15 protein-coding genes and 2 pseudogenes are annotated in these 19264 nt (G+C 38.7%); 5 read left to right on the top strand and 12 right to left on the bottom strand.

What is annotated here, in order from left to right; all coding sequences use genetic code 11:
* Window positions 1-1236 precede the first annotated feature (1236 nt).
* The 4 genes and pseudogenes from NLX67_RS20230 to NLX67_RS20215 form a co-directional block, all read right to left on the bottom strand.
* Window positions 1237-1389: a hypothetical protein gene (locus tag NLX67_RS20230; RefSeq protein ID WP_254313232.1), complete on the bottom strand. Its 153-nt coding sequence runs from the start codon at window positions 1387-1389 to the stop codon at window positions 1237-1239.
* Between the two features lie 105 nt (window positions 1390-1494).
* Window positions 1495-1737: pseudogene (locus tag NLX67_RS20225) on the bottom strand (mannosyltransferase); the annotation flags it as partial.
* Window positions 1738-1963: 226 nt separating this feature from the next.
* A complete protein-coding gene (locus NLX67_RS20220) occupies window positions 1964-3034 on the bottom strand; it encodes an alanine/ornithine racemase family PLP-dependent enzyme (protein WP_254313231.1) in 1071 nt (356 codons plus the stop codon).
* A complete protein-coding gene (locus NLX67_RS20215) occupies window positions 3031-4119 on the bottom strand; it encodes an N-acetyltransferase DgcN family protein (protein ID WP_254313233.1) in 1089 nt (362 codons plus the stop codon). Before NLX67_RS20215 ends, NLX67_RS20220 begins: the two co-directional genes overlap by 4 nt.
* A 414-nt stretch (window positions 4120-4533) precedes the next feature.
* On the opposite strand from NLX67_RS20215, the gene NLX67_RS20210 reads away from it, so the two are divergent.
* Entirely contained in the window at window positions 4534-5499 is a 966-nt protein-coding gene (locus NLX67_RS20210) for a dipeptidase (protein ID WP_254313230.1), read from the top strand.
* A gap of 582 nt (window positions 5500-6081) precedes the next feature.
* On the top strand, window positions 6082-6768 hold the full coding sequence (locus NLX67_RS20205; protein WP_254313229.1) for a C40 family peptidase: 687 nt from the start codon (window positions 6082-6084) through the stop codon (window positions 6766-6768).
* A 228-nt stretch (window positions 6769-6996) separates the two neighbouring features.
* On the opposite strand, the gene NLX67_RS20200 is transcribed toward NLX67_RS20205, so the two are convergent.
* Window positions 6997-7374, bottom strand: a complete 378-nt coding sequence (locus NLX67_RS20200) for a hypothetical protein (protein ID WP_254313228.1) — start codon at window positions 7372-7374, stop codon at window positions 6997-6999.
* A gap of 435 nt (window positions 7375-7809) precedes the next feature.
* Here NLX67_RS20200 and NLX67_RS20195 point away from each other — a divergent pair.
* Window positions 7810-8239: pseudogene (locus tag NLX67_RS20195) on the top strand (sugar ABC transporter permease); the annotation flags it as partial.
* Window positions 8240-8428: 189 nt separating this feature from the next.
* On the opposite strand, the gene NLX67_RS20190 reads toward NLX67_RS20195, so the two are convergent.
* Together NLX67_RS20190 and NLX67_RS20185 are read right to left on the bottom strand one after the other, a co-directional pair.
* Complete coding sequence (locus NLX67_RS20190; protein ID WP_254313227.1) at window positions 8429-9871, bottom strand: MBOAT family O-acyltransferase; 1443 nt, start codon at window positions 9869-9871, stop codon at window positions 8429-8431.
* Window positions 9872-10169: 298 nt separating this feature from the next.
* Window positions 10170-11255, bottom strand: coding sequence for a YkvI family membrane protein (locus NLX67_RS20185; RefSeq protein WP_254313226.1), 1086 nt, complete (start codon window positions 11253-11255; stop codon window positions 10170-10172).
* A gap of 596 nt (window positions 11256-11851) precedes the next feature.
* On the opposite strand from NLX67_RS20185, the gene NLX67_RS20180 reads away from it, so the two are divergent.
* A complete protein-coding gene (locus NLX67_RS20180; protein WP_254313225.1) occupies window positions 11852-12202 on the top strand; it encodes a YolD-like family protein in 351 nt (116 codons plus the stop codon).
* Window positions 12203-12300: 98 nt separating this feature from the next.
* On the opposite strand, the gene NLX67_RS23115 is transcribed toward NLX67_RS20180, so the two are convergent.
* From NLX67_RS23115 to NLX67_RS20165, 3 genes are all read right to left on the bottom strand, one after another.
* A complete protein-coding gene (locus tag NLX67_RS23115; RefSeq protein ID WP_254313224.1) occupies window positions 12301-13560 on the bottom strand; it encodes an ATP-binding protein in 1260 nt (419 codons plus the stop codon).
* 609 nt (window positions 13561-14169) lie between these two features.
* Window positions 14170-14340: a hypothetical protein gene (locus tag NLX67_RS20170; protein WP_254313223.1), complete on the bottom strand. Its 171-nt coding sequence runs from the start codon at window positions 14338-14340 to the stop codon at window positions 14170-14172.
* A gap of 2 nt (window positions 14341-14342) precedes the next feature.
* Window positions 14343-14591 (bottom strand): peptidoglycan-binding domain-containing protein, encoded by a 249-nt coding sequence (locus NLX67_RS20165; protein ID WP_254313222.1) that lies wholly within the window; start codon window positions 14589-14591, stop codon window positions 14343-14345.
* Between the two features lie 216 nt (window positions 14592-14807).
* Between NLX67_RS20165 and NLX67_RS20160 the strand changes: the two genes are divergently transcribed.
* Window positions 14808-16859: a methyl-accepting chemotaxis protein gene (locus NLX67_RS20160; RefSeq protein ID WP_254313221.1), complete on the top strand. Its 2052-nt coding sequence runs from the start codon at window positions 14808-14810 to the stop codon at window positions 16857-16859.
* Window positions 16860-17376: 517 nt separating this feature from the next.
* Here the strand turns inward: NLX67_RS20160 and NLX67_RS20155 are convergent.
* Window positions 17377-17886, bottom strand: coding sequence for a hypothetical protein (locus tag NLX67_RS20155; RefSeq protein ID WP_254313220.1), 510 nt, complete (start codon window positions 17884-17886; stop codon window positions 17377-17379).
* A gap of 750 nt (window positions 17887-18636) precedes the next feature.
* Window positions 18637-18825, bottom strand: a complete 189-nt coding sequence (locus tag NLX67_RS20150) for a hypothetical protein (protein ID WP_254313219.1) — start codon at window positions 18823-18825, stop codon at window positions 18637-18639.
* Window positions 18826-19264 lie beyond the last annotated feature (439 nt).

The following is a 19264-nucleotide window of genomic DNA, read 5'->3' as shown; positions in this document are numbered from 1 at the left end:
GTATTAGGCACGCCGCCAGCGTTCGTCCTGAGCCAGGATCAAACTCTCCAAAAAGTGTTTGACTGCTCAATTGTTTCTAATAAGATGACAAGCATCTTATTAGAAGTTTCTTGCTTAAAACGTTGACGTTTTTATTGATTTTGTTCAGTTTTCAAAGATCAATCTCACTTACCATCTTTAATGACAGCTAAATAATAATATCATTTCTTGTTTAGAAAGTCAACAAGTTTTATAATGGTTATTATTCCGAAAAAGAAAGCTATTTAAATGAATGAAATTATTAAATAGGTATCAGCCGTGCCGTTAGTGGAGGCAGACCATTAAGATACCATTAAGTAAGAAAAAAAGCCAACATTTTTTTGTTGATTAATTATTCTTAAATAATGAATAGCTTGATTCATTTATTCAGTTTCATTACCACTGTTTTTACGACAGATTAATAATATAACACATAAGCAAATTCAAAGCAATAACATTTTCTAAAATAATTTCGATTTCTTAATAAAATATACCAAAATCAGCGTTTTTTCATATCCGTTTCCCTGCGTAAAATTTCATATAGTAGAGATTATATAGGAAGACGTGGGAATTTGGGCTGATGAAGAACTAATTTAAAAAGGGAGCTCCTCGTATGCATTTAATCTTAAGCAGAGCGATCGTTGCAGACAAAATTTTTCGGCATTTTAATCAATTTTGCTTCTTCCCTTTTGTTTCTGCGAAAATACCATAAAAAAGCGGACGAGGTGTCCTTTCTATTTTCGTTCATACACATTGGCCAGCAAATACGAAAGAACTTCCACATCCTTTCCTGATGCACGTATTGTCAGCTGCACAATGAGCACTCTCTTCTGTTTCTTACCATTTTTTTAAATGACCCGATCATACATGCCGCTTCCAGTTTTGCCAAAACAACAAACAGCATGGCAGTGATCGCAGAAGCTGTCCATGAAAAGGAAGAAACAACATTGCCCCCGCTTACCAATGCTTCTTTTTGAAGATAAGTGACCGTTTCTGTCCCTTTTGATATATGGGGCGTATACAGCCATGTTTTTATGTACCTGATGAAAGGAACAATCACTTATATCAAATGGACAAAAAGAGACAAAATCATAGATTGACTGATAATTTCCAATTGAAGAACCTCCTTTTTACAAAAGTTTCTTAAAAGCCGTCCCTGCTTTTCCACAAGAAAAGACCGGACATCATCTATCTGTCCGGCCTTTCAAAAAGATTACATTATTTTTTAATTTTCGGCTCGTCCGGGACGCTGCCGAATCTTTCACTGTTCGTTCCATGGAATTCATTATCATTTAATCGTTCGATGTCTTCCACATGCTCCTCAGGCTTTTTTTGCACTTTTCCTTCACTGTTTACATTTTCATCTTTCATCGCTGTTTGTCCTCCTCGATTACTTTAACTTTAGATACTGATTACCCGCTTTTCGTCATACACAAACGATTAGTTGATTTCATAAAGCATGCTGCTGTTTCCGTCGCGCGGGCCGGACTCCGGCAGCACGCTGTTGCCGCCATAAAAAATTGGTGTGGCCGACCAGTATGCTGGCGCAAGCAAAAGAGCGCATATGCTTATGATCGCAAGCTGCTTGCTGAATGGACCGCCACGATAAAGCAAAACAAGCGCAAGTGTAAGCAAAATGCTTAAAAGCCCCATCATATATTGATCGTTGTACGCACTGAGGATATACGTTTGAAACAGTGATGTGACAAGCACGGCAGCAATGGCATTTCCTACATTCTTTACAGCAAAACTCGAATAATTATTGAATTACCCCCAGTTACTCTCTACGTTCGTTGAACATGGGGGATTCCTAAGTAAAGAAACCTATCGGTTTCTAATTCATTAGGCTACACCCGCCATTCCGACGGTTGGCAGTACAAACGACTTTGTAGCAAGTCTCCTGCGGTCAATCAAGTGGTATTAATGTGCCATAGCAGGCTCTCTCTTATGAAATGTATTTTTTCATGACGTATGGTGAGGTCATAGCCGAAAGGAGGGCGCCATAGTCAAGATCGAAGGCTACTTCGTCTCCTACTTTCAACTCTATTTTTTTGGCATCAAGAATTGTATGGTCACTGCTTGAGCCTAAAATTTCTATATCTAATTTTGGCGTTAGCCCACTTACTAATACATCCTGAATCCCAACTCCTAGGATGGCTCGTCTTATTTGACCGCGATCTTGCCATGTGGGCAAGCGTCCAAAAGCATTTCGGCCCAGTTCTCCATCAGGCACGGATGCTTTTATTTTAGACTCAATGACTTCAGATATGAATGTGAAGACGTCTGTAAATAACTCTGGTATTCTCTTGCCAAAAAGTGTTTCTCTTCCTAAAAATATGGATTCGCCCAATCTTAAATTGTTAATATTCCCTATATCTTCTGCAGTCGCCAACCAATTGTAGTTTGCTGAATTGCCTCCTGACACATAGAGAAGCGGCAAAGAAAACTTTTTCCTAATTTTTGCAGCTAATGAAGATAACGTTTTCATCTTTTCTTCAGTCGGCTTGACTCCCCCAAAGCAGGAAAAGTTGGCTCCGACGCCAACTAGTTCAACTCCCGGAAGTGTTACTGCTTCTTGAACAAATTCATCGAGATCAACTGGCATGATCCCTTCTCTTAAATCACCCATTTCAATCATAAGGATAATTTTATGCAGCGTGTTGTTTTTTAAGGCGGTTTCCGAAAGACACTTAATGACAGCCATTTCGGTATTCATACTAATATCCGCATATTTAATGACGAAATCAATTTCACTTAAAGCGGGTGTTCGCAATAGAACAAATTCTGCTTTAATCCCTGCCTCACGCATTTTCTTCAGATTAATGATTTTTGCATCCGCCAGCGTACGAATGCCTGTATTCACTAAAACTTGTGCAATTTCAGGCTGCCCGCAAATTCCTTTCGTCACGCCCATAAGTTCAATTTCTTTTGATGCATACAAATTGAAAAGGACTTCTGCGTTATGTGCCAGCTTAACTAAATTAATTTCAATCCGCGGTGCGATAAGATCAATCAATTGGAGAGTACTTTGTTTGTCTTCCCCTCTATTTCCGGGAATAACTCAAAGAGACTGGAGATGAGCTTGCCGCATCCATGCTTTAACACATCGGTGGTTGGAAGCTCAAGCTTTTCCTCGTAATCGGTTACTACATTTTCGATTTCTTCATCTGTCATGTTTTCATGATTGATGGTAACAGCAATGACCTTTGCGCTTGAAAAGCTTTCGACCAGCTGAATTTCACTTTCAATCGTCGGCATTTTCATAAAGCTGAAATCGCCTAAATTTGTTCGTTTTGGAGGATGCTGAATGATAACCGCCCCCGGTCTTGATCCCCTTACAATACCGCAAGAACTCACATAGGCAGGGTGGCTTAACGCTCCTTGTCCTTCCACAATAATAATGTCAGGATTCTCATCATCGTAGGCTTTCATAATTTCATTTTCAATTTCACCAATCATAAACTGCAGCGGCATGGCATCGATCGCGACCCCATATTTAGCGCCTTGGATCAGGCCGGTTTGTCCGGTCGCCACAAACGCAACTTTCAATCCCTTTTCTAATAACGCCGCTTCAAGAATTACAGAGGTTGTTCTCTTGCCAACTGCACTATCAGTTCCAAGTATCGCTACAACCGGAGTTTGAATGTTTAAAATTCTTCCCGAAAAAAGATGCAAATCTTTGCTTGGTACCGGTTTACGAATATCATGAAGGCCCACACCATATTGAATGGAATGATTTAAAAATTCAGCGTCATCCGTAAAAAATTCATGAAGTGGATTGATGATCTCCATCTTGAGTTCTATTGCTTTCATGATGATCTTTCGTTCATCTTCTTTTAAAAATGCTTCTGCCGGCGCAATTCCGTAAATAAAATGATTTGGTAATAGGGGCAACATTTTAACTGCATGTTCAAGGCTTTCGAATATCGGAATCCCATTATTTTTGCCTTCCAAACATTCACCTGAATCCATGCCTGCCTTTGTACTGTCAATGACGCCGGCAATTTCATATTTTCTTGAGCTTCTAATAAGGCCATTGGCCGTTTTGCCATCCATTGTTCCAAAGTGACCTTCACAATAAATAAGTGCTGTTTTTTTCATCATAACGCCCCATCCTGTTTTTATTATAATATCCATATTATATATTTTTTTCCATTTATATATATAAAAAAACACCTCACAATAATCGTATAGAGCAAGCAGGCTTACAGCCAAAACGCTAATCATGTGAGGTGTTTTTCAAAATATGAAATTTGTTCTATTCCGTCTCTTTAAGTATACCATATAATCATCCTTTTTTTGTGAAATATATAAAATTAACGATGCTTTGCCCCTGTCTAATGAGCGCCGTCTTGAGTTAGTTGCTTGGCGAAGCACAGCAGCCTCATCCATTTCATCCTATTCGCATTTATGTTGAGATCGATTGAATCCAAGCGTGCGTGCGTTACAAAAAATGTCTAGTGTGGTATTAACGATTAGTAGAGAAAGAATTCACCAGAACAAGGAGGAAAATGAATGAAAATCATAGATGCTCACTGTGATGCGCTCAGTAAATTAATCAGGGATGAAGGGCTGTCTTTTCATGTGCCGAATAATAAAATGGAGTCCCAATTTGAATACATGAAAAAAGTGAACATGGCGGCACAAATTTTTGCCGTCTTTGTTCCGCCCGGCATTCCTTCGAATCAGCGGTTTTATACCGCGCTGAAAATGGTTGAGAAGTTTCACAGTGATGTAGTGAAAAAGGATTCCTTGATTCCTATCCTAAGCGCTCGGGATCTTGAAAAAGTTTGTGCGGAAAAAGCGGACATAAGAGGCGGGATATTATCACTGGAAGGTGCGGATGCGCTGGAAGGAAACCTTTTATACTTAACTATTTTATACCGGCTCGGTTTGAGAGCTTTAGGATTCACCTGGAATTTCCGCAACGAAGCGGCTGATGGAGTGGAAGAGCCCCAGGCAGGCGGTCTTTCTGTATTCGGAAAACAAGTGCTGCATAAAGCGAACGAGCTGGGGATCATGCTTGATGTTTCCCATCTCAGTGAAAAGGGATTTTGGAATGTCGTAGAAGAATCAAAAGATCCCTTTATTGCGTCTCATTCAAACTGTCAACACGTTTATTTTGATAAGCGGAATCTTTCGAATGAGCAGCTGAAAGCCATTTTCACAAAAGGCGGCGTGGTAGGGCTGACATTTATCCCTGCTTTTATTACAAACAAAAAAGACGTGAATGTTATCCATTTTCTCAAGCATGTGGATCATGTCCTTGCTCTTGGAGGAGAAAATCATCTTGCTTTTGGATCTGATTTTGATGGAATGGATTATACGATGGATGATTTAATTAATGGAGAGCGCTACATTATTCTTATTGAAGCACTGCTCAAGCAGTATAAAGAAGAACAGGTAAAAAAATGGCTTCATGGAAATTGGATGCGCGTATTTTCAGCTGTTTTAAAAGAAGAGAGCGAAACAGGCAATTGAATAGATTGCCGGTATTCATGATCGCCTGCCTGGATGTTTCTGTTTGATTTTTTTCCTCCAGCGATAATAGGTGGATTTTGGGATGTGCCCACAGAAAAACCACCTCCAAGTTGGTTTAGGTAGTCCATACCTGTTTTTCCACTTAAAAGTGTTTTTATTTGTTTCATTCTATAGTGTCAGTCCCCCGCTGCATTCAGCGGTTTTTTCATTTGGTTAGTGCTTCTGTTACTTTTTATTTTATAAAGCTTTGGCTCTTCTCCTCTCAAACATTCGCTTTCAGCTGAGTGAATAATCCAATCCAGCACTTTATACATAGCTGCTCAAAATGCCTTAAAAAAAATTCTCCACACGATTCTTATTGTTGTTTCAACCAATCCCCACTATAAATTCTGCAGATCGTTAAAACTTTACCAAGAAATTTTCCTCTCTTGAGAATAACTGCTAAAAAATCTCGTTCATCGCATTTTCTGTTGTAAAACTGCAATGTTTTGTAATCAAATTGTTATATTATGAAAATATAATTGTGATGTTTACATGCTAAACTCAATAAAGTTACAAAAGGGTATCAGGAGGAAAGTAAACTTGAAAAAAATGATAGCAGCATTGGCCGTTACAGGCATCTTGCTTAGCGGACCACTCAACAGTGAAGCAGCATTAGGCGATCGGACATTACAAGCAAACACGACCCATCAAGACGTAAAAGAATTACAGAACGCACTGCAAAAAAAAGGATTTTTTAATTCAAGCCATCGAAATGCTTATTTCGGAAAAAGCACTAAAAAAGCTGTCATAAATTTTCAAAAAAAACACGGCTTGCGGGCTGATGGAGTTGTAGGAGCCAATACATATAAAGCATTAGGTGTAACAAAAAAAGCAACCTCACAAGTGAAAGCCGCTTCTTACAGCAGTTCTTCCAATCTTGTAAGCGAAGCGAAAAAATACATAGGTGTTTCATACAAATGGGGCGGCACGACTCCGAGCGGATTTGACTGCAGCGGATTTTTAAAGTACGTTTTTGATAACGGGGCAGGAATAACCATTCCAAGAACGGTAGCGGATATTTATAAAGCAGGCACAAAGGTTTCTTCTCCAAAAACGGGTGATATTGTGTTCTTCGAGACGTATAAAAAAGGCGCTTCTCATGCAGGTATTTATATGGGCGGCAATCAATTTATCCATACTTCTTCTTCAAAAGGAGTAAGCGTTGCATCACTGGATAATTCTTACTGGTCTCAACGGTACCTTGGCGCAAAACGGATCACAAAATAAAGAAATAAAAAATACCTTTTTAAAATAATATGCAAGAGAAAGTTTCTTGAAGACAAATTGAAGATAGTTATCTTTTAGCAAAAATTAAAATACCCACACCTAATAGGTGTGGGTATTTTTCCTCTTTCTATTACGTATTTGGTTCCTTCAAACTGCAGAAAATACTATAAATAGAGTCAAAAAAAGAACCCTTATGTAGGATTCGATTGTGAAAAAATGATCGATTATTCAGACTCTCTTTATCCAGGTGTGCAATTCATACTGACTGACTAGTTCATCTGGAAACACTGTATCGAATTTATTGTTTGAAAAAAAGTAAATGTAAACAACTTTTCCAGATTCTGAATTTTTCTGTTGCTCCCGAACACGACCAATTGTAGCAAAAACGAAATTTTCAGATCTTGCTTCATGTTGAATAATTTTTTCAACTTTTTTGTCAAGCGCATTTAATGTATCAGAAAAGTCTGGAGTCGTACCGGATTCAAATGAAAATCTTTCTTTCTTGAAATAATAATCCTGACCATTGAATCGCGTATGGGCTTGATTTTTAATCTCTAAGGATTTAATAACTTCCTCCATTGCTTCTATTGGTAAATTGATTTTCATGCTTAAACCGCCCCTTTTCGTTAAATAGTATGAGATCCAGTTTCTATTGTGTATAAACTTCTTTAAAAACGAAATAAATTCCATACATACTGCTGATTTCACAATCTTTATTTTTATTTCGAGAATAGAAATGCTAAAGTCACAACCCCTGTGATAAAAATATTCAACACCTTTTTCATACTAGTCTCATTCTAGTTTATGCATATTATTCTTCAAATATTCTCAACTGGAACTATCTAATTTGCACTTCCCGCCACTTACTCGCTGATGTGGGCACAGGACCCGATGTGATTACTGCCGCGCTTAGAAAGGCTGCTTCAAGAATTGAAGGTAGAAGAAGAGATTCCGAATGTGCCAGAAATGGCTGAAGTATGGAGGCTGCCTGATAGTGCACTTGGTTTAATTGCAGCAGATCAATCAGAGCCGAAAGCGTCGCTGGATGATGCTTTCCTTTCTATCATTCCAGGTCTAGGCCAGATTTATAATAAACAATATTTAAAGGGTGCCGCTTTTTTAGTGTTCGGTTTAGCCTTTATTTTCACATTTAAAGATCTTTTAAATATGGGCTACTGGGGGATTTTCACTCTCGGGGAACAAACTCCCCGGGATAATTCTATCTTTTTTCTGACCCAGGGCATCATTGCAGTGATTTTGACTGTTTTAGGCCTCACCCTCTACTATTTCATAGCAAAAGACGCCTATCAAAATGGCAAACGCCGTGACCGAAACGAGCCTCTCCACTCTGTGCAGGCACAGTGTCATTATTTACGAATTATGACTTGTACCGCTCACCTCCTGCCAACTTGATTGGATTGGATTAGAAAATTTCAAAAAGATCTTTTGCGTCGATATTTGGCGCACTACATTATTTATATATTTATAATCTGCAAATTCACATGCATTTATGTAGATTTCAGAATTTCGAAAAAACCAATTTTTGATGTTGTTGAACACATCCGCCCCATAACGCCAAAAAGACAAAGCCGCCTCAAATGAAGATTTGAATAGCGGCTTTGTCGATAGTCTGAGGATAGTTTTATAATAAGCTTTCCTCTTAAAAGTTAAAGTATAGAAATTCTGAAACATTTTGCAGTTGGAGTACTGAATAGATCACCAAGGCAGCAAGATACACTGCTGTCATCCAGTTTGGTTTAAACTGATCTTTAAGCTGCATTGAATTTTTGGCAAAAACAGCAATAAGAAAGCCGACCAACAAGAGAACGGCAACTTCTGTGAAATTCTCCATTATTGTAAAATCATAATATGGCAGGTTAAACGAATTGAATAAGCTGTTTTTCAGTTCATCCGGCAGGCTGAATCCATTTAAGCCAACCATGCTTCGTAGTACTTGAAGAGCTACTTCGACGGATGGTGCTCGGAAAAATACCCAAGCAGCATTCACAAACTGGAATGTAATAAACCAAGCCAGCAGTTTAGGCAGCTTAAAGCCGGCCTCGCTCCACAGTCGATTAATCACACTTCCTGCTCCGTGCATGATTCCCCAAATAACAAACGTCCAGCCAGCCCCATGCCAAATTCCGCTGACAAAAAACACAATTAAAATATTAATGTAGGTTCTTGTCACACCTTTGCGGTTTCCGCCCAGTGGAATGTAAATATAATTGGTCAGAAATCTGGAAAGAGTCATATGCCATCTTCTCCAGAAGTCTTGAATCCCTAACGCTTTATAAGGAGAATTAAAGTTTACAGGCAGTACAATATTGAATAATAGCGCTGCTCCAATCGCCATATCTGAGTATCCGCTGAAATCAAAATAAAGCTGGAATGTATAAGATAAAGCTGTTACCCATGAGTCAACAAAGGTAAGGGTATCCGGCGTGCTGTAGCCTTTATTTGCCCATTCGGCAAATGTATCGGCAATGCCTACCTTTTTAAAGAGACCTATGCCAAATATAAAAAGGCCGGTAGCAATATTGTTGTAATTCATCTTTCGGTTTTCTTTATCTTCAAACTGGACCATTACGTCATTGTGCTGAACAATGGGTCCCGCAATCAGCTGCGGGAAAAAGGTGAGGAACAAGCCGTAATTCAACGGGTTATATCCTCTCGTCTCTCCCCGATAAGAATCGACAAGGTACGGAATCTTTTGGAACGTGTAGAAACTAATCGCCAGCGGCAGCACAAGGTTTAAAATGACAAAATCTGTACCGAACGCAGCATTGATGTTCTCCACAAAGAAGTCATGATATTTAAAATACCCCAGCAAACTTATGTTAAAAAGAATCCCAAACGTAAGCAGAACTTTTTTCTTCTTTTGGTTTGTCATTCGTCCCAGACTGGTTCCGATAATATAGTTTACAGTCAAAGAAAGCAAAAGAAGCGGCAGGTAAACAGGATTCCACCAGCCATAGAAAAACAAAGAAGCCAAAAACAGCCAGGTTTTTGATAAAGTAAAGTTCACTTTATTTAAGATAAAATAAACTACAAAAACTGTGGGCAAAAACATAAAAATAAATTCAAATGAATTAAAGATCAAAGAAGCTCACTCCGTTAATTTTGTTCTCTAGGAAAGTCCATTAAAGATTACTACATTAACTCTTATTAAACAACTGAACTTTGGCGGAGATAACCAAAAATATTTTAACATTCTACCGATATTGCTTTATCATTTCCGTTCAAAGTGCCCATTCAGAATAAAATTATAATCATAACAGTGATCATCTTTCTTCATTTTCTCCTTTAATTGAAAAAAGGAGCCTGATTAATCGGGCTCCCTCTAAATATTGAACTTTTCAAACCTTTAAACAGCGAATAAACGGCTTATCATAAATACGTTATTTATTCTTCCGTTGGTTTAATTCATCTCGTTTCCAAATCCAAACATAAAGCAATCCTCCCAAAAACAGCAAGCCGCCGTATCCCACCGCAGGATATAAATATTTCACCATAGAAGAAAAGCCCACCTGACTAACGAGAAAAGCAGCTATCGTTGTTCCAATTATGACTGGGACACGAAAGCGGCCGGATAGAGAATTCATCCTTGAAACAAATCCATATAAATTGCCGACAGCCGTGGTATAAACTTCTGCAAATAACACAACGGCGAACAAGAGCTGGACAAAGACATTGATTTTCGAAGAAATCGCGATCATAGGCACTTCAACATTCCGAACCATCTCTATATTCGTTACAATGCTTAGGAAAATGGCTGTTGTTCCCAGACCAAGACCCAGTGCGCCTAAAAGTGCACTCCAGAAAATTGATTTTTTGCTTTTTGCTTTTGCCCCCATGGGAGCCAGCACAGCCACTGCAATAACAAGATTGTAGGAAGTATAGTTAAGGGACGATACAAACCAATTTGGACCAGCACCTTGTAAAGCATTGGCACTCTGCAAATCAGCAGCCGTTATGGGATCAACATATAAGCTGTAGACGGCCACAAAAAAAACCGCTATTAGTAAAACTGGCACGACATAACTAATGGCATTCACAACACCATTAATACCGCCTATCACCGTAAGAAGAGAGATGGCGGCCATTAATAACATGCCCCATAATGGTGACAAATGAAATTGTTCATCAAATATTGCGCCTGCCCCTGCTATCATTGCCGCTAGAGCCCCAAATAAAAAAATGGTAATGATCACATCAATCAACGCGCCAAGGAATAGACCATTCGAAAACCGTATAATGTCAACATATGAAGCTGTATCGTATGTTTTCCCTATGAGTAAAATGATATATCCAAAGAAAAAAAACAGGAATGTCGAGAGGATAATTCCGAATATCCCCTTGAGCCCAAAAGCGCTAAAGAATTGCAGAACTTCCTGACCAGAAGCAAAACCGGCTCCCACTACTGTTCCAATGTAAGTAGCTGCCACTTTGAATACATTTATCTCCCCTGCAGCATGGCTCTTCATCCTGTTCACCACCATCTTTCACTACTGTTTCCAGATTGCGTTTGTGAACAATCAGTTAGTCTTTTATATGCTGCTCAACCATCATTATTAACTTTTTCACCAAAAAAGCTGTTTTATCAAATTTTAAAACAGGAATACTCCCTGCCTCCCACCGCATAACGGGCGTAGCCCAGCGGCAAGCAGGGGATGAACTGCCTTCGTCAGGCCAGCCTTATAAACATGCCAAGAATCCAACTCTTCTACCACTCCACGGACTCCCGATAAATACTCGCGATTATTAAAACATTATAGGCGATACTCGTCGCTGTCAGCCAAGTGTAAAATAGCAAAAGAAAAGATATGTATCACATCACTTTTGTGAATATCGTATTTTTTCACACGCTTTCAGATTACTCGTCGTCTACACGTTTTCTCATTAGTATAAGGAATAAGTGTTTCATATTTTTTCGTACTCTTTCAGAATGACGAACATTTGTTTTGTTCTCAAATAAAACACGAACATATTTTTGGTTTTTTATTCACATTTTCAATCCTGACATTTTATACTGTAGAAGAATCACCTTACGAACAAATATTCTCATAAAGGAGTGATGTTGGTGAAGAAATTATATGAGGATCGCGGAATGATTAAGTGGCAAGGACTAATGTTAGCTGAGCATGGTGAACAAATTAAATTAGAAAACGAAAAAAGAGAAAAAGAAACTCACCCTCTCTATCTGGATGAGCAGGCATTAGAAGAGATGCAAAGGATTGTGGTGGAGTCTTATCACGAACAAAGAGAAGTGGAGCTGCAGGTGAACACATTTAGACTTCCTTACATTGAAGGATTCGGCGTAGCAAAGTCATTAATAAGTCCAGAAAGCGGCCGCTTGCTTCTGACAGACGGCTCTTATTGTATTAAAGACATCCTCTCGATTCAGCTTGCAGATGGGAATGATTATAATTAAAAACAAAAAAGCCCAGCATTCTTTGAATTGGGCTTCCTTCTTTGAGTATCTTTCTTTTAATTTCATTAAGAAATCAAAGAAGATAATAATAAGCTTACTCAGACATTGGCAATTGGAAATTCAATTGAAAAGCATGTCCCTTTTTCAATCTCACTTTTAACAGTAATCTTTCCGCCCATTCCCTGAATAATACTGAAAGAAACCATCATACCTAGGCCTGTCCCCTTTTCTTTTGTTGTAAAATAGGGCTCACCCAGACGATCAATTTGCTTTCGTGTCATCCCTTTTCCTTGATCACGGATATTAATACGCAGAATATGAGGGCAATAGTCTATACCAACTTCCAACTTTCCCCCATCATGCATCGATTCTATTCCATTTTTCACTATATTAACCAGAGCCTGCTCTAATTTTTTTCTTTCTCCTAAAATATAATGACCTTCATTTTTTTCAATACGTAACCCTATCTTAACGTTGTTCATATTCGCTAAAGGGGTGAGGAGATTAATTACATGATGGATTTCTTCATAAATAATGATGTTCTCTTTTTGCTCAGGTGCTGGCTTTGCGAACGTTAAATAATCATTAATAATTTCTGTTGCTCTGTCCAGCTCTTGAATTGAGATAAGAATATGCTCTTTTGTTTCCGGAGGTATGTCCCCTTCATACGACAGTTGCATAAATCCTCTGCTGGTTGTCAATGGATTTCTTACTTCATGAGAGATACTAGCAGCAAGGTTGCTTACCACTTCTAATTTTTCTGCTTTCATTAACTTTTGCAGTACTTCAAAATTCATTTGAATGACTTCCCAAAGAGCTGTGGCAATCAACATGCCCACAACATTAATCACAAAATATTGAATCCACATACTTGCAGTCAAGTTAACTTCGGCAATCTGTATGGAGGCAACAAAAGTAATGAAAGTTAAAACAAAAACCAGTAGTCCACTCAACACCAATTTATGTTTTAAATTTAATTTCAAATAGTAAGATGACAAAAAGGTTGTTAATATGGCCATTGTTCCAAACGTACAAGCGCTTATATAAAAACCGGTCCCACCTATCAGGTACCGAACCATTAGAAGTAAAGACAATAAACAAACTCTATATTTTGGTCCTCCATACAGCATACCTAATAGAAAAGGGACACTTCTAAGATCCCAAGTTAATCCACTCCCTAAAGAAAATGGGAAAAGCATACACAAAATCATTGAAATAAGAGGGAAAAATAGAAACCATGACTCTTTCAGCTTTTTAAGTCGATATATATATTTTAACAAGTAAAACATTTGCATTAATAATACGGGCAGAAGAATAAACAGAACATTAATGAGTAAGTCCTTTGTTATAAGCTCCACGAGTCACCCACCATTCATTTAATGTATAAACGTAAAGTACTAGATAATCTTCTTTAGAATAATGTATTTCCCCTTTTTATCGCAACTCTCCTTTTAAAAGTGAATGCATACTTATGGCTGTAGCCTGTTTTATTAAAATAGGCTATTGAAGGGAAAGAAATGTTCACCTCTCTCCAGACGCAAAACGGGAGTTTTGTTTAATTAAAATTTCCCAAGACAATTTTCGACAAAATAATTACACTTCTATCTGACATTCCGCATGTCAGTTTAATTCGTTCATTATTTCTTTAACAGCCACTCCAGCTAGTCTCATCTGTACAGCCTTCATTTTTATTTCTGCTGGATAACTCACTCTCGTACCCATAAAGAAAAACACCTCCAAGTTGGTTTTTTAGGTAATTACATACCCGTTTTTTAACTTAAAGGTGTTTTTCTTTGTCTCACTCTATGGGGTCAGTCCCCCCTATGAGCAGGCGGGCTATTTTGTTATGCACTCTTGCTGTAAGATTTGATTGATGGATTGTAGCCGAAATTATCATGAATGATTTGAAAGGATTCTTGTGCAGGTTCAAGCGACGTGAGCAAGCCTGTGTAAACCCGGTTGTCCTTTTATCCCTTAAACGCATTGAACCCGATTTCTTTTGCTGCTGTTTGGACTGCTTCTGGCGTGCCAAATGTGCCAGTAACAACACGAAATACACCTGGTGTTCCAACGAGTGATTTTTCTTTAAGCAGCTGGTCGATCTTGGCCAAAGTTGTATAGCCAGCAATCTCATCCACGACTAAATCATGCGGCATTGCAAGGTCATGACTGCGTTCATTGTTCCGATACCATATACGCCGTCCGCGGTACCTGGATCAATACCAAGCTTGATAAGGTTTCCCTGCAACATTTTTACTTTTGCGCCGCTGTCTCCTCTTTGCAGGTAAAAACGAGTTGCAATTGTGGCAGATCCTGGCGGGGGTTTGCCGGCAAGCAAAGCTGCAAGCGATACCAAATGAAAATCATTTTGTACCCAGCATACTGACAAAAATAGCTTCTATTCCTTATTAATCAGGGAATGGAGCTTGTTTTTGTTCAGAAAACATTTGTTATATTTTATAATGAATCCCTTATTTTTATCTAATTTCTAAATTTATAAAACTTTCGAACTGTATTTCTCTGTTTATTGTATAATAATAAATTGGTAATGAATGAATATATTACCTTTAAAATATTGAAAAAATAACATCTGAGAGGAACAATCATGAAGAAAAAAATGCTTGTTTCATTTTTACTTATTAGTCTAATTCCAATGTTTGTCATCATGGGTCTTAGTATTAATGCATCTACCAGCTCCTTAGAAAAAGCAATCACCAATCAGCTCATTTCAATGCGTGACCTAAAAGCGGAAAATATTGAAAAATATTTTGAGGAACGTGAAGGCGATATCACGATTCTTTCTAAAACGGATATAGCAAAAGAAAGCATGTCTCTGCTCTCACAAAGATCTTCTTCTGTTTCACAAAAACGAGGACCTTTAACCTTAGAGAAGAACGCAGAAGATTTTTTTAAAACCTTTATCTCCACTTACGGGTTTTATGATTTGTTTTTAATCAACAATCAGGGGGATCTTCTTTATTCAGTAGCCAAAGAGGATGATTTAGGAACCAATCTCCTTAATGGACCTTATAAAGACTCGGGACTCGCCAAAGGGTTTACCCAAGGAAAAGACGATTATACGATTGTGGATTACGCGTTTTATGAACCATCTAATGCTCCCGCCGCTTTTCTCACCTATCCCCTGCATAACGACGCAGGCTCCCTTATTGGGGTTCTGGGTTTACAGCTGTCAGATGAGCGTATTACAAGTATGATGCAGACAAAGACCGGATTAGGGAAAACTGGAGAGACCTATTTGGTTGGAAATGACTACCTGATGAGATCCAATTCACGCTTTAGTACAGAAAGCTCTATAGGCGTTCAAGAAGTAAAAACACGTGCCACCGAACAAGCATTGACAGGAAAAACAGGTACTCAGGTAATAAAAGATTATCGGGGAAGTGATGTATTAAGTGCATACGCCCCTTTAAGCATTAAAGGTTTAGAATGGGTCATCCTTGCTGAAATAGATGAAGAAGAAGCATTTGCTCCGGTAAAATCGTTGCTTTGGAAAATCTTTGGCACCATGATAATTGTCGCTCTCCTTGTACTGATTTTTGCCAATGTATTTACAGGAAGAATCACCAAACCGATTATCGTTCTTCGAAACGAACTTAACAGTTTAGCGGAGAGTGGTGGAGATTTAACAAAGAAAATTATTGTCGCCAGTAAAGATGAAATTGGAGAGCTTGGACATGCAACGAACCGTTTCATAGGCAATATAAGGACGATTGTCAGCAGTGTAAAGGTAAGTGCTGAACAGATAGCCTCTGCTTCACAGCAACTTGCTGCAAGCGCTGAAGAATCAATAGAAGCATCCAGTCAAGTAGCCCAGACCATTAATGAAATAGCAGATGGGGCAACCAGTCAAGCCGATGTGACAACTGGAATTCTTCACAAAATGCAAGAATCCGTTGAAGAAACGGTAATTGGCAGCCATAAAGCAGATGCCATGTTATCACGGGCTCAAACGACAACCGTTTTTGCAAATAAGGGTGAAACTTCGATTTCAGAAGCCATCAAACAACTGACGAATGTTTCTAAATCTGTTCAGCATGCGTCTGAATCCGTTCAACAACTAGGGAAACGTTCAGAGGAAATTGGACAAATCACAACCATTATTGCTTCTATTTCAGACCAAACAAATTTGCTGGCGCTAAATGCTGCCATTGAATCTGCCAGAGCTGGCGTACATGGAAACGGCTTTAAAGTTGTAGCGGATGAAGTGAGAAAATTGGCTGAACAATCAAGGCTGAATTCCACTAAGATTAGTACATTGATTAAAGATATTCAATTGGAAACAAATGAAACAGTCCACTTGATGATCGAAAACTCAGCTTCTCTTCAAGCTCAAGTGAACACTATACAAGATGGCGGTCTTGCGCTGCAACGAATCGTAGAACAGGTTCTTTCTACCGAAAAAGATGCCCAAGAAGTAAAAGAATATTTTACCCGCGTGGAAGATCACATAAAAGAAGTTCTTGGATCGATTGAACAAATTGCCAGTATTACGCAGCAAACTGCCGCAGCATCTCAAGAAGTAGCCGCTTCTGCAGAGGAACAATCGGCTACAGTTGAAGAAATTGCACATAGCTCTGAAGGATTAGCAAATGTGGCAGAAAATCTTCAATCAGAGGTAGAGAAATTTACTGTTTAACTGATACAAGTTGCACAGTTTCCCGATTTTATTTTTTTAAAAAATCGAATATGACCACTTTGGAAATAAATTTCATTAAAAAACCGCCCCAACGCTGTTTGAAGTGAAACAATGAAGTGAGAAGTAAAAAATGCCCCCTGTATCGTTGGTCAAGCTCCTAATTAGTAGACGGTTAAAAAATCCCAGGGTTATGCTGCAGCCTGATTTCTGTATTCTATAGGAGTCAGGCTGTTTAGCTTTCTTTTTTTCTTAAAAATAAAGTTTGATTAAATTATCGCTGATCAACTTGATATAAAAGCAAATAAAAAGAGCATGAGTACTCTTCAAAATCTATCCCTTTCATGGGATTAGTTTCTTTTATGTCCGTTTGCAGAACCTTTTTCGCTTTGCTTCCTGTCCCTTTGTACGGAAAGCAAAATAAACAAAGACTTGGGAGACAAAAGGTTTTCATCATTTCTGCAGACGCACAAAAAGCTTGCACCACAGGGTGGTGCAAGCAGGATGTTGATGTATGGTTTTATAGTCTTTCGAACGTTTGGGAGGAAAGCGGCTCCCCGTAAAGAAGTTTTGCTGCTTCATATACTAAACAGTAGCAAATCTGTCCTCCATAAAAGCCTTCTCTCTTTTCGGCAAACCTCTTTTCTACGAGGTCTTCCCAGTTTGCGTCCTCACCTTCCGTGTACGCTTTGTTTTTCGTTGGCACAAAGGATTTATCCATCCCGAGTGCATTTTTTATCATGGTTACCTGCTCTTCTGAAACATCTTCCAGCTTAAGGGATAAATCTCTGACCAGATATGCTTTTCGTACAGCGCCTTTGCCCGCCAGATACCGTTTTGGTACCAAATAATGGTTCCAGTTTTTTTGAAGGATGGCTTCACCAAAACGGTTTAAGCCGTCACATGAGTAATAGGAAAGCGGTCCCTCTGTCTGAAATTCTCTTGAGCTCTCCTGCCATTTAATTAACAGCAGGTCTCCTTCTTCCAGCAATTGAAACTGCTCTTCTCGCTCCAGCAACATAATCGTCATAGTCCCATCTCCTTTTTTTTACGGTAGTGGAATTGTTAATATATGCACAATCTGGTGCATCTATGCATTTAACAGACTAGTGCGTTTACCATATGGTCTCTGTCCAAATTAAAAAAAGCCATGCTGGAAAAAGAGATTGTGGATTCGATCAGCATCGAAACGATCCGCGTGATCTTGAACGAAGCCGACATCACTTATCAGCACACGAAAACATGGAAAGAATCCAATGACCCTGAATTCAGCGAAAAAAAAGAATAGAAGAGCTGTATGAAAACCCACCAAAAGACGGCCGTGTCCTGTGCGTAGATGAGTTCGGTCCGCTGTCTATCCGACCGCATGCGGGGAAAGGGTGGTTTCAAGAAAAGCACCCAGACCGTCTCGCTGCCACGTATCGCCGGACGCAGGGGGTTCGTCATCTATTCTGTGCCCTCGACTATGTAAGTTAGACGAATGATATTTTCAAGGGAGAAACAGCGAAAAACGAAGATATCTCCATGGAGCAAAAGCTCATAACTTCAACGGTATTAATTGCTGGGGAGCATATTCGCCAGTTACTTTATCGTTTTGTTTTGTTAAAAACGGAATAACAGAACAAGAAATGTTGCAGCTGTTACCGGCCTTGCTTTTTATAGTGGCTGATCAAGAGCCCATCGGCGCTTATGGCGGCCAACGTTTTTAGAAGAAGGCTCTTGATTTAAAGCAATTCCTGTCCTTCAACGATCATGCACCTATTTAGCGCAAAAAACGTTTCTATATGCACCGTAGAAAGCGCCATTTTACCTTTTCGACATACGCATCAACTTCTTTTTTTGTTTTCACACTAAATCCTTCCGTATAAAGCACTGATAATGCTTCTTCATCAATAATGAACAAGGAGCAGGTAATCGTCTCTTTTTGTTCAAATGCATTGTGCACGACCATCACGGTATATGGGTTCATATTCTTTCCACCTCTTTATTGCGGTTTCCATTTCCACTATTATTCGCTTTTAAACTGGGTTTTAAACATTTGGTTCATACAAAAAACAACGTGGCTGTATCCACACTGCCAATCATCGTCCTTAAATACAGTTTTCAAGTAGTGAACAAACGACCGTTTCTAAGGTATACATCCTGCCTGTTATGTGCCTCTATAGTATTTTCATTTCTACATTAGCTATATTAATAACGATATTTATTTTTTTAAATTATTTCCCAATTACCTCATATTTTGTCGTATAATAGTAAATAATAAGTTGAAAGGAATAGGTAAAAATAATAGTGTGTAATGATAGAAAGAAAGACAAAAAAGCAGTAAAGACCAAATATAATTGGTTTGCATGGGTAATTATTTTTATTTTATGCATGTCTCTGATTCCTCTGCCTTCTAATGCAGCAAA

Source organism: Domibacillus sp. A3M-37 (genome assembly GCF_024213455.1).
GTDB lineage: Bacteria > Bacillota > Bacilli > Bacillales > Domibacillaceae > Domibacillus > Domibacillus tundrae.
Note: the sequence above shows the minus strand (reverse complement) of the source record. Positions and strands in the feature narration are given on the sequence as shown.

Excerpts from the sequence above, each read along its gene's own strand:
- NLX67_RS20150 (WP_254313219.1), bottom strand. The coding sequence starts at position 18,825 with ATGAACCCATATACCGTGATGGTCGTGCACAATGCATTTGAACAAAAA.
- NLX67_RS20185 (WP_254313226.1), bottom strand. The coding sequence starts at position 11,255 with ATGAAGAGCCATGCTGCAGGGGAGATAAATGTATTCAAAGTGGCAGCT.
- NLX67_RS20230 (WP_254313232.1), bottom strand. The coding sequence starts at position 1,389 with ATGAAAGATGAAAATGTAAACAGTGAAGGAAAAGTGCAAAAAAAGCCT.
- NLX67_RS20210 (WP_254313230.1), top strand. The coding sequence starts at position 4,534 with ATGAAAATCATAGATGCTCACTGTGATGCGCTCAGTAAATTAATCAGG.
- NLX67_RS20200 (WP_254313228.1), bottom strand. The coding sequence starts at position 7,374 with ATGAAAATCAATTTACCAATAGAAGCAATGGAGGAAGTTATTAAATCC.
- NLX67_RS20155 (WP_254313220.1), bottom strand. The coding sequence starts at position 17,886 with ATGACGATTATGTTGCTGGAGCGAGAAGAGCAGTTTCAATTGCTGGAA.
- NLX67_RS20215 (WP_254313233.1), bottom strand. The coding sequence starts at position 4,119 with ATGAAAAAAACAGCACTTATTTATTGTGAAGGTCACTTTGGAACAATG.
- NLX67_RS20160 (WP_254313221.1), top strand. The coding sequence starts at position 14,808 with ATGAAGAAAAAAATGCTTGTTTCATTTTTACTTATTAGTCTAATTCCA.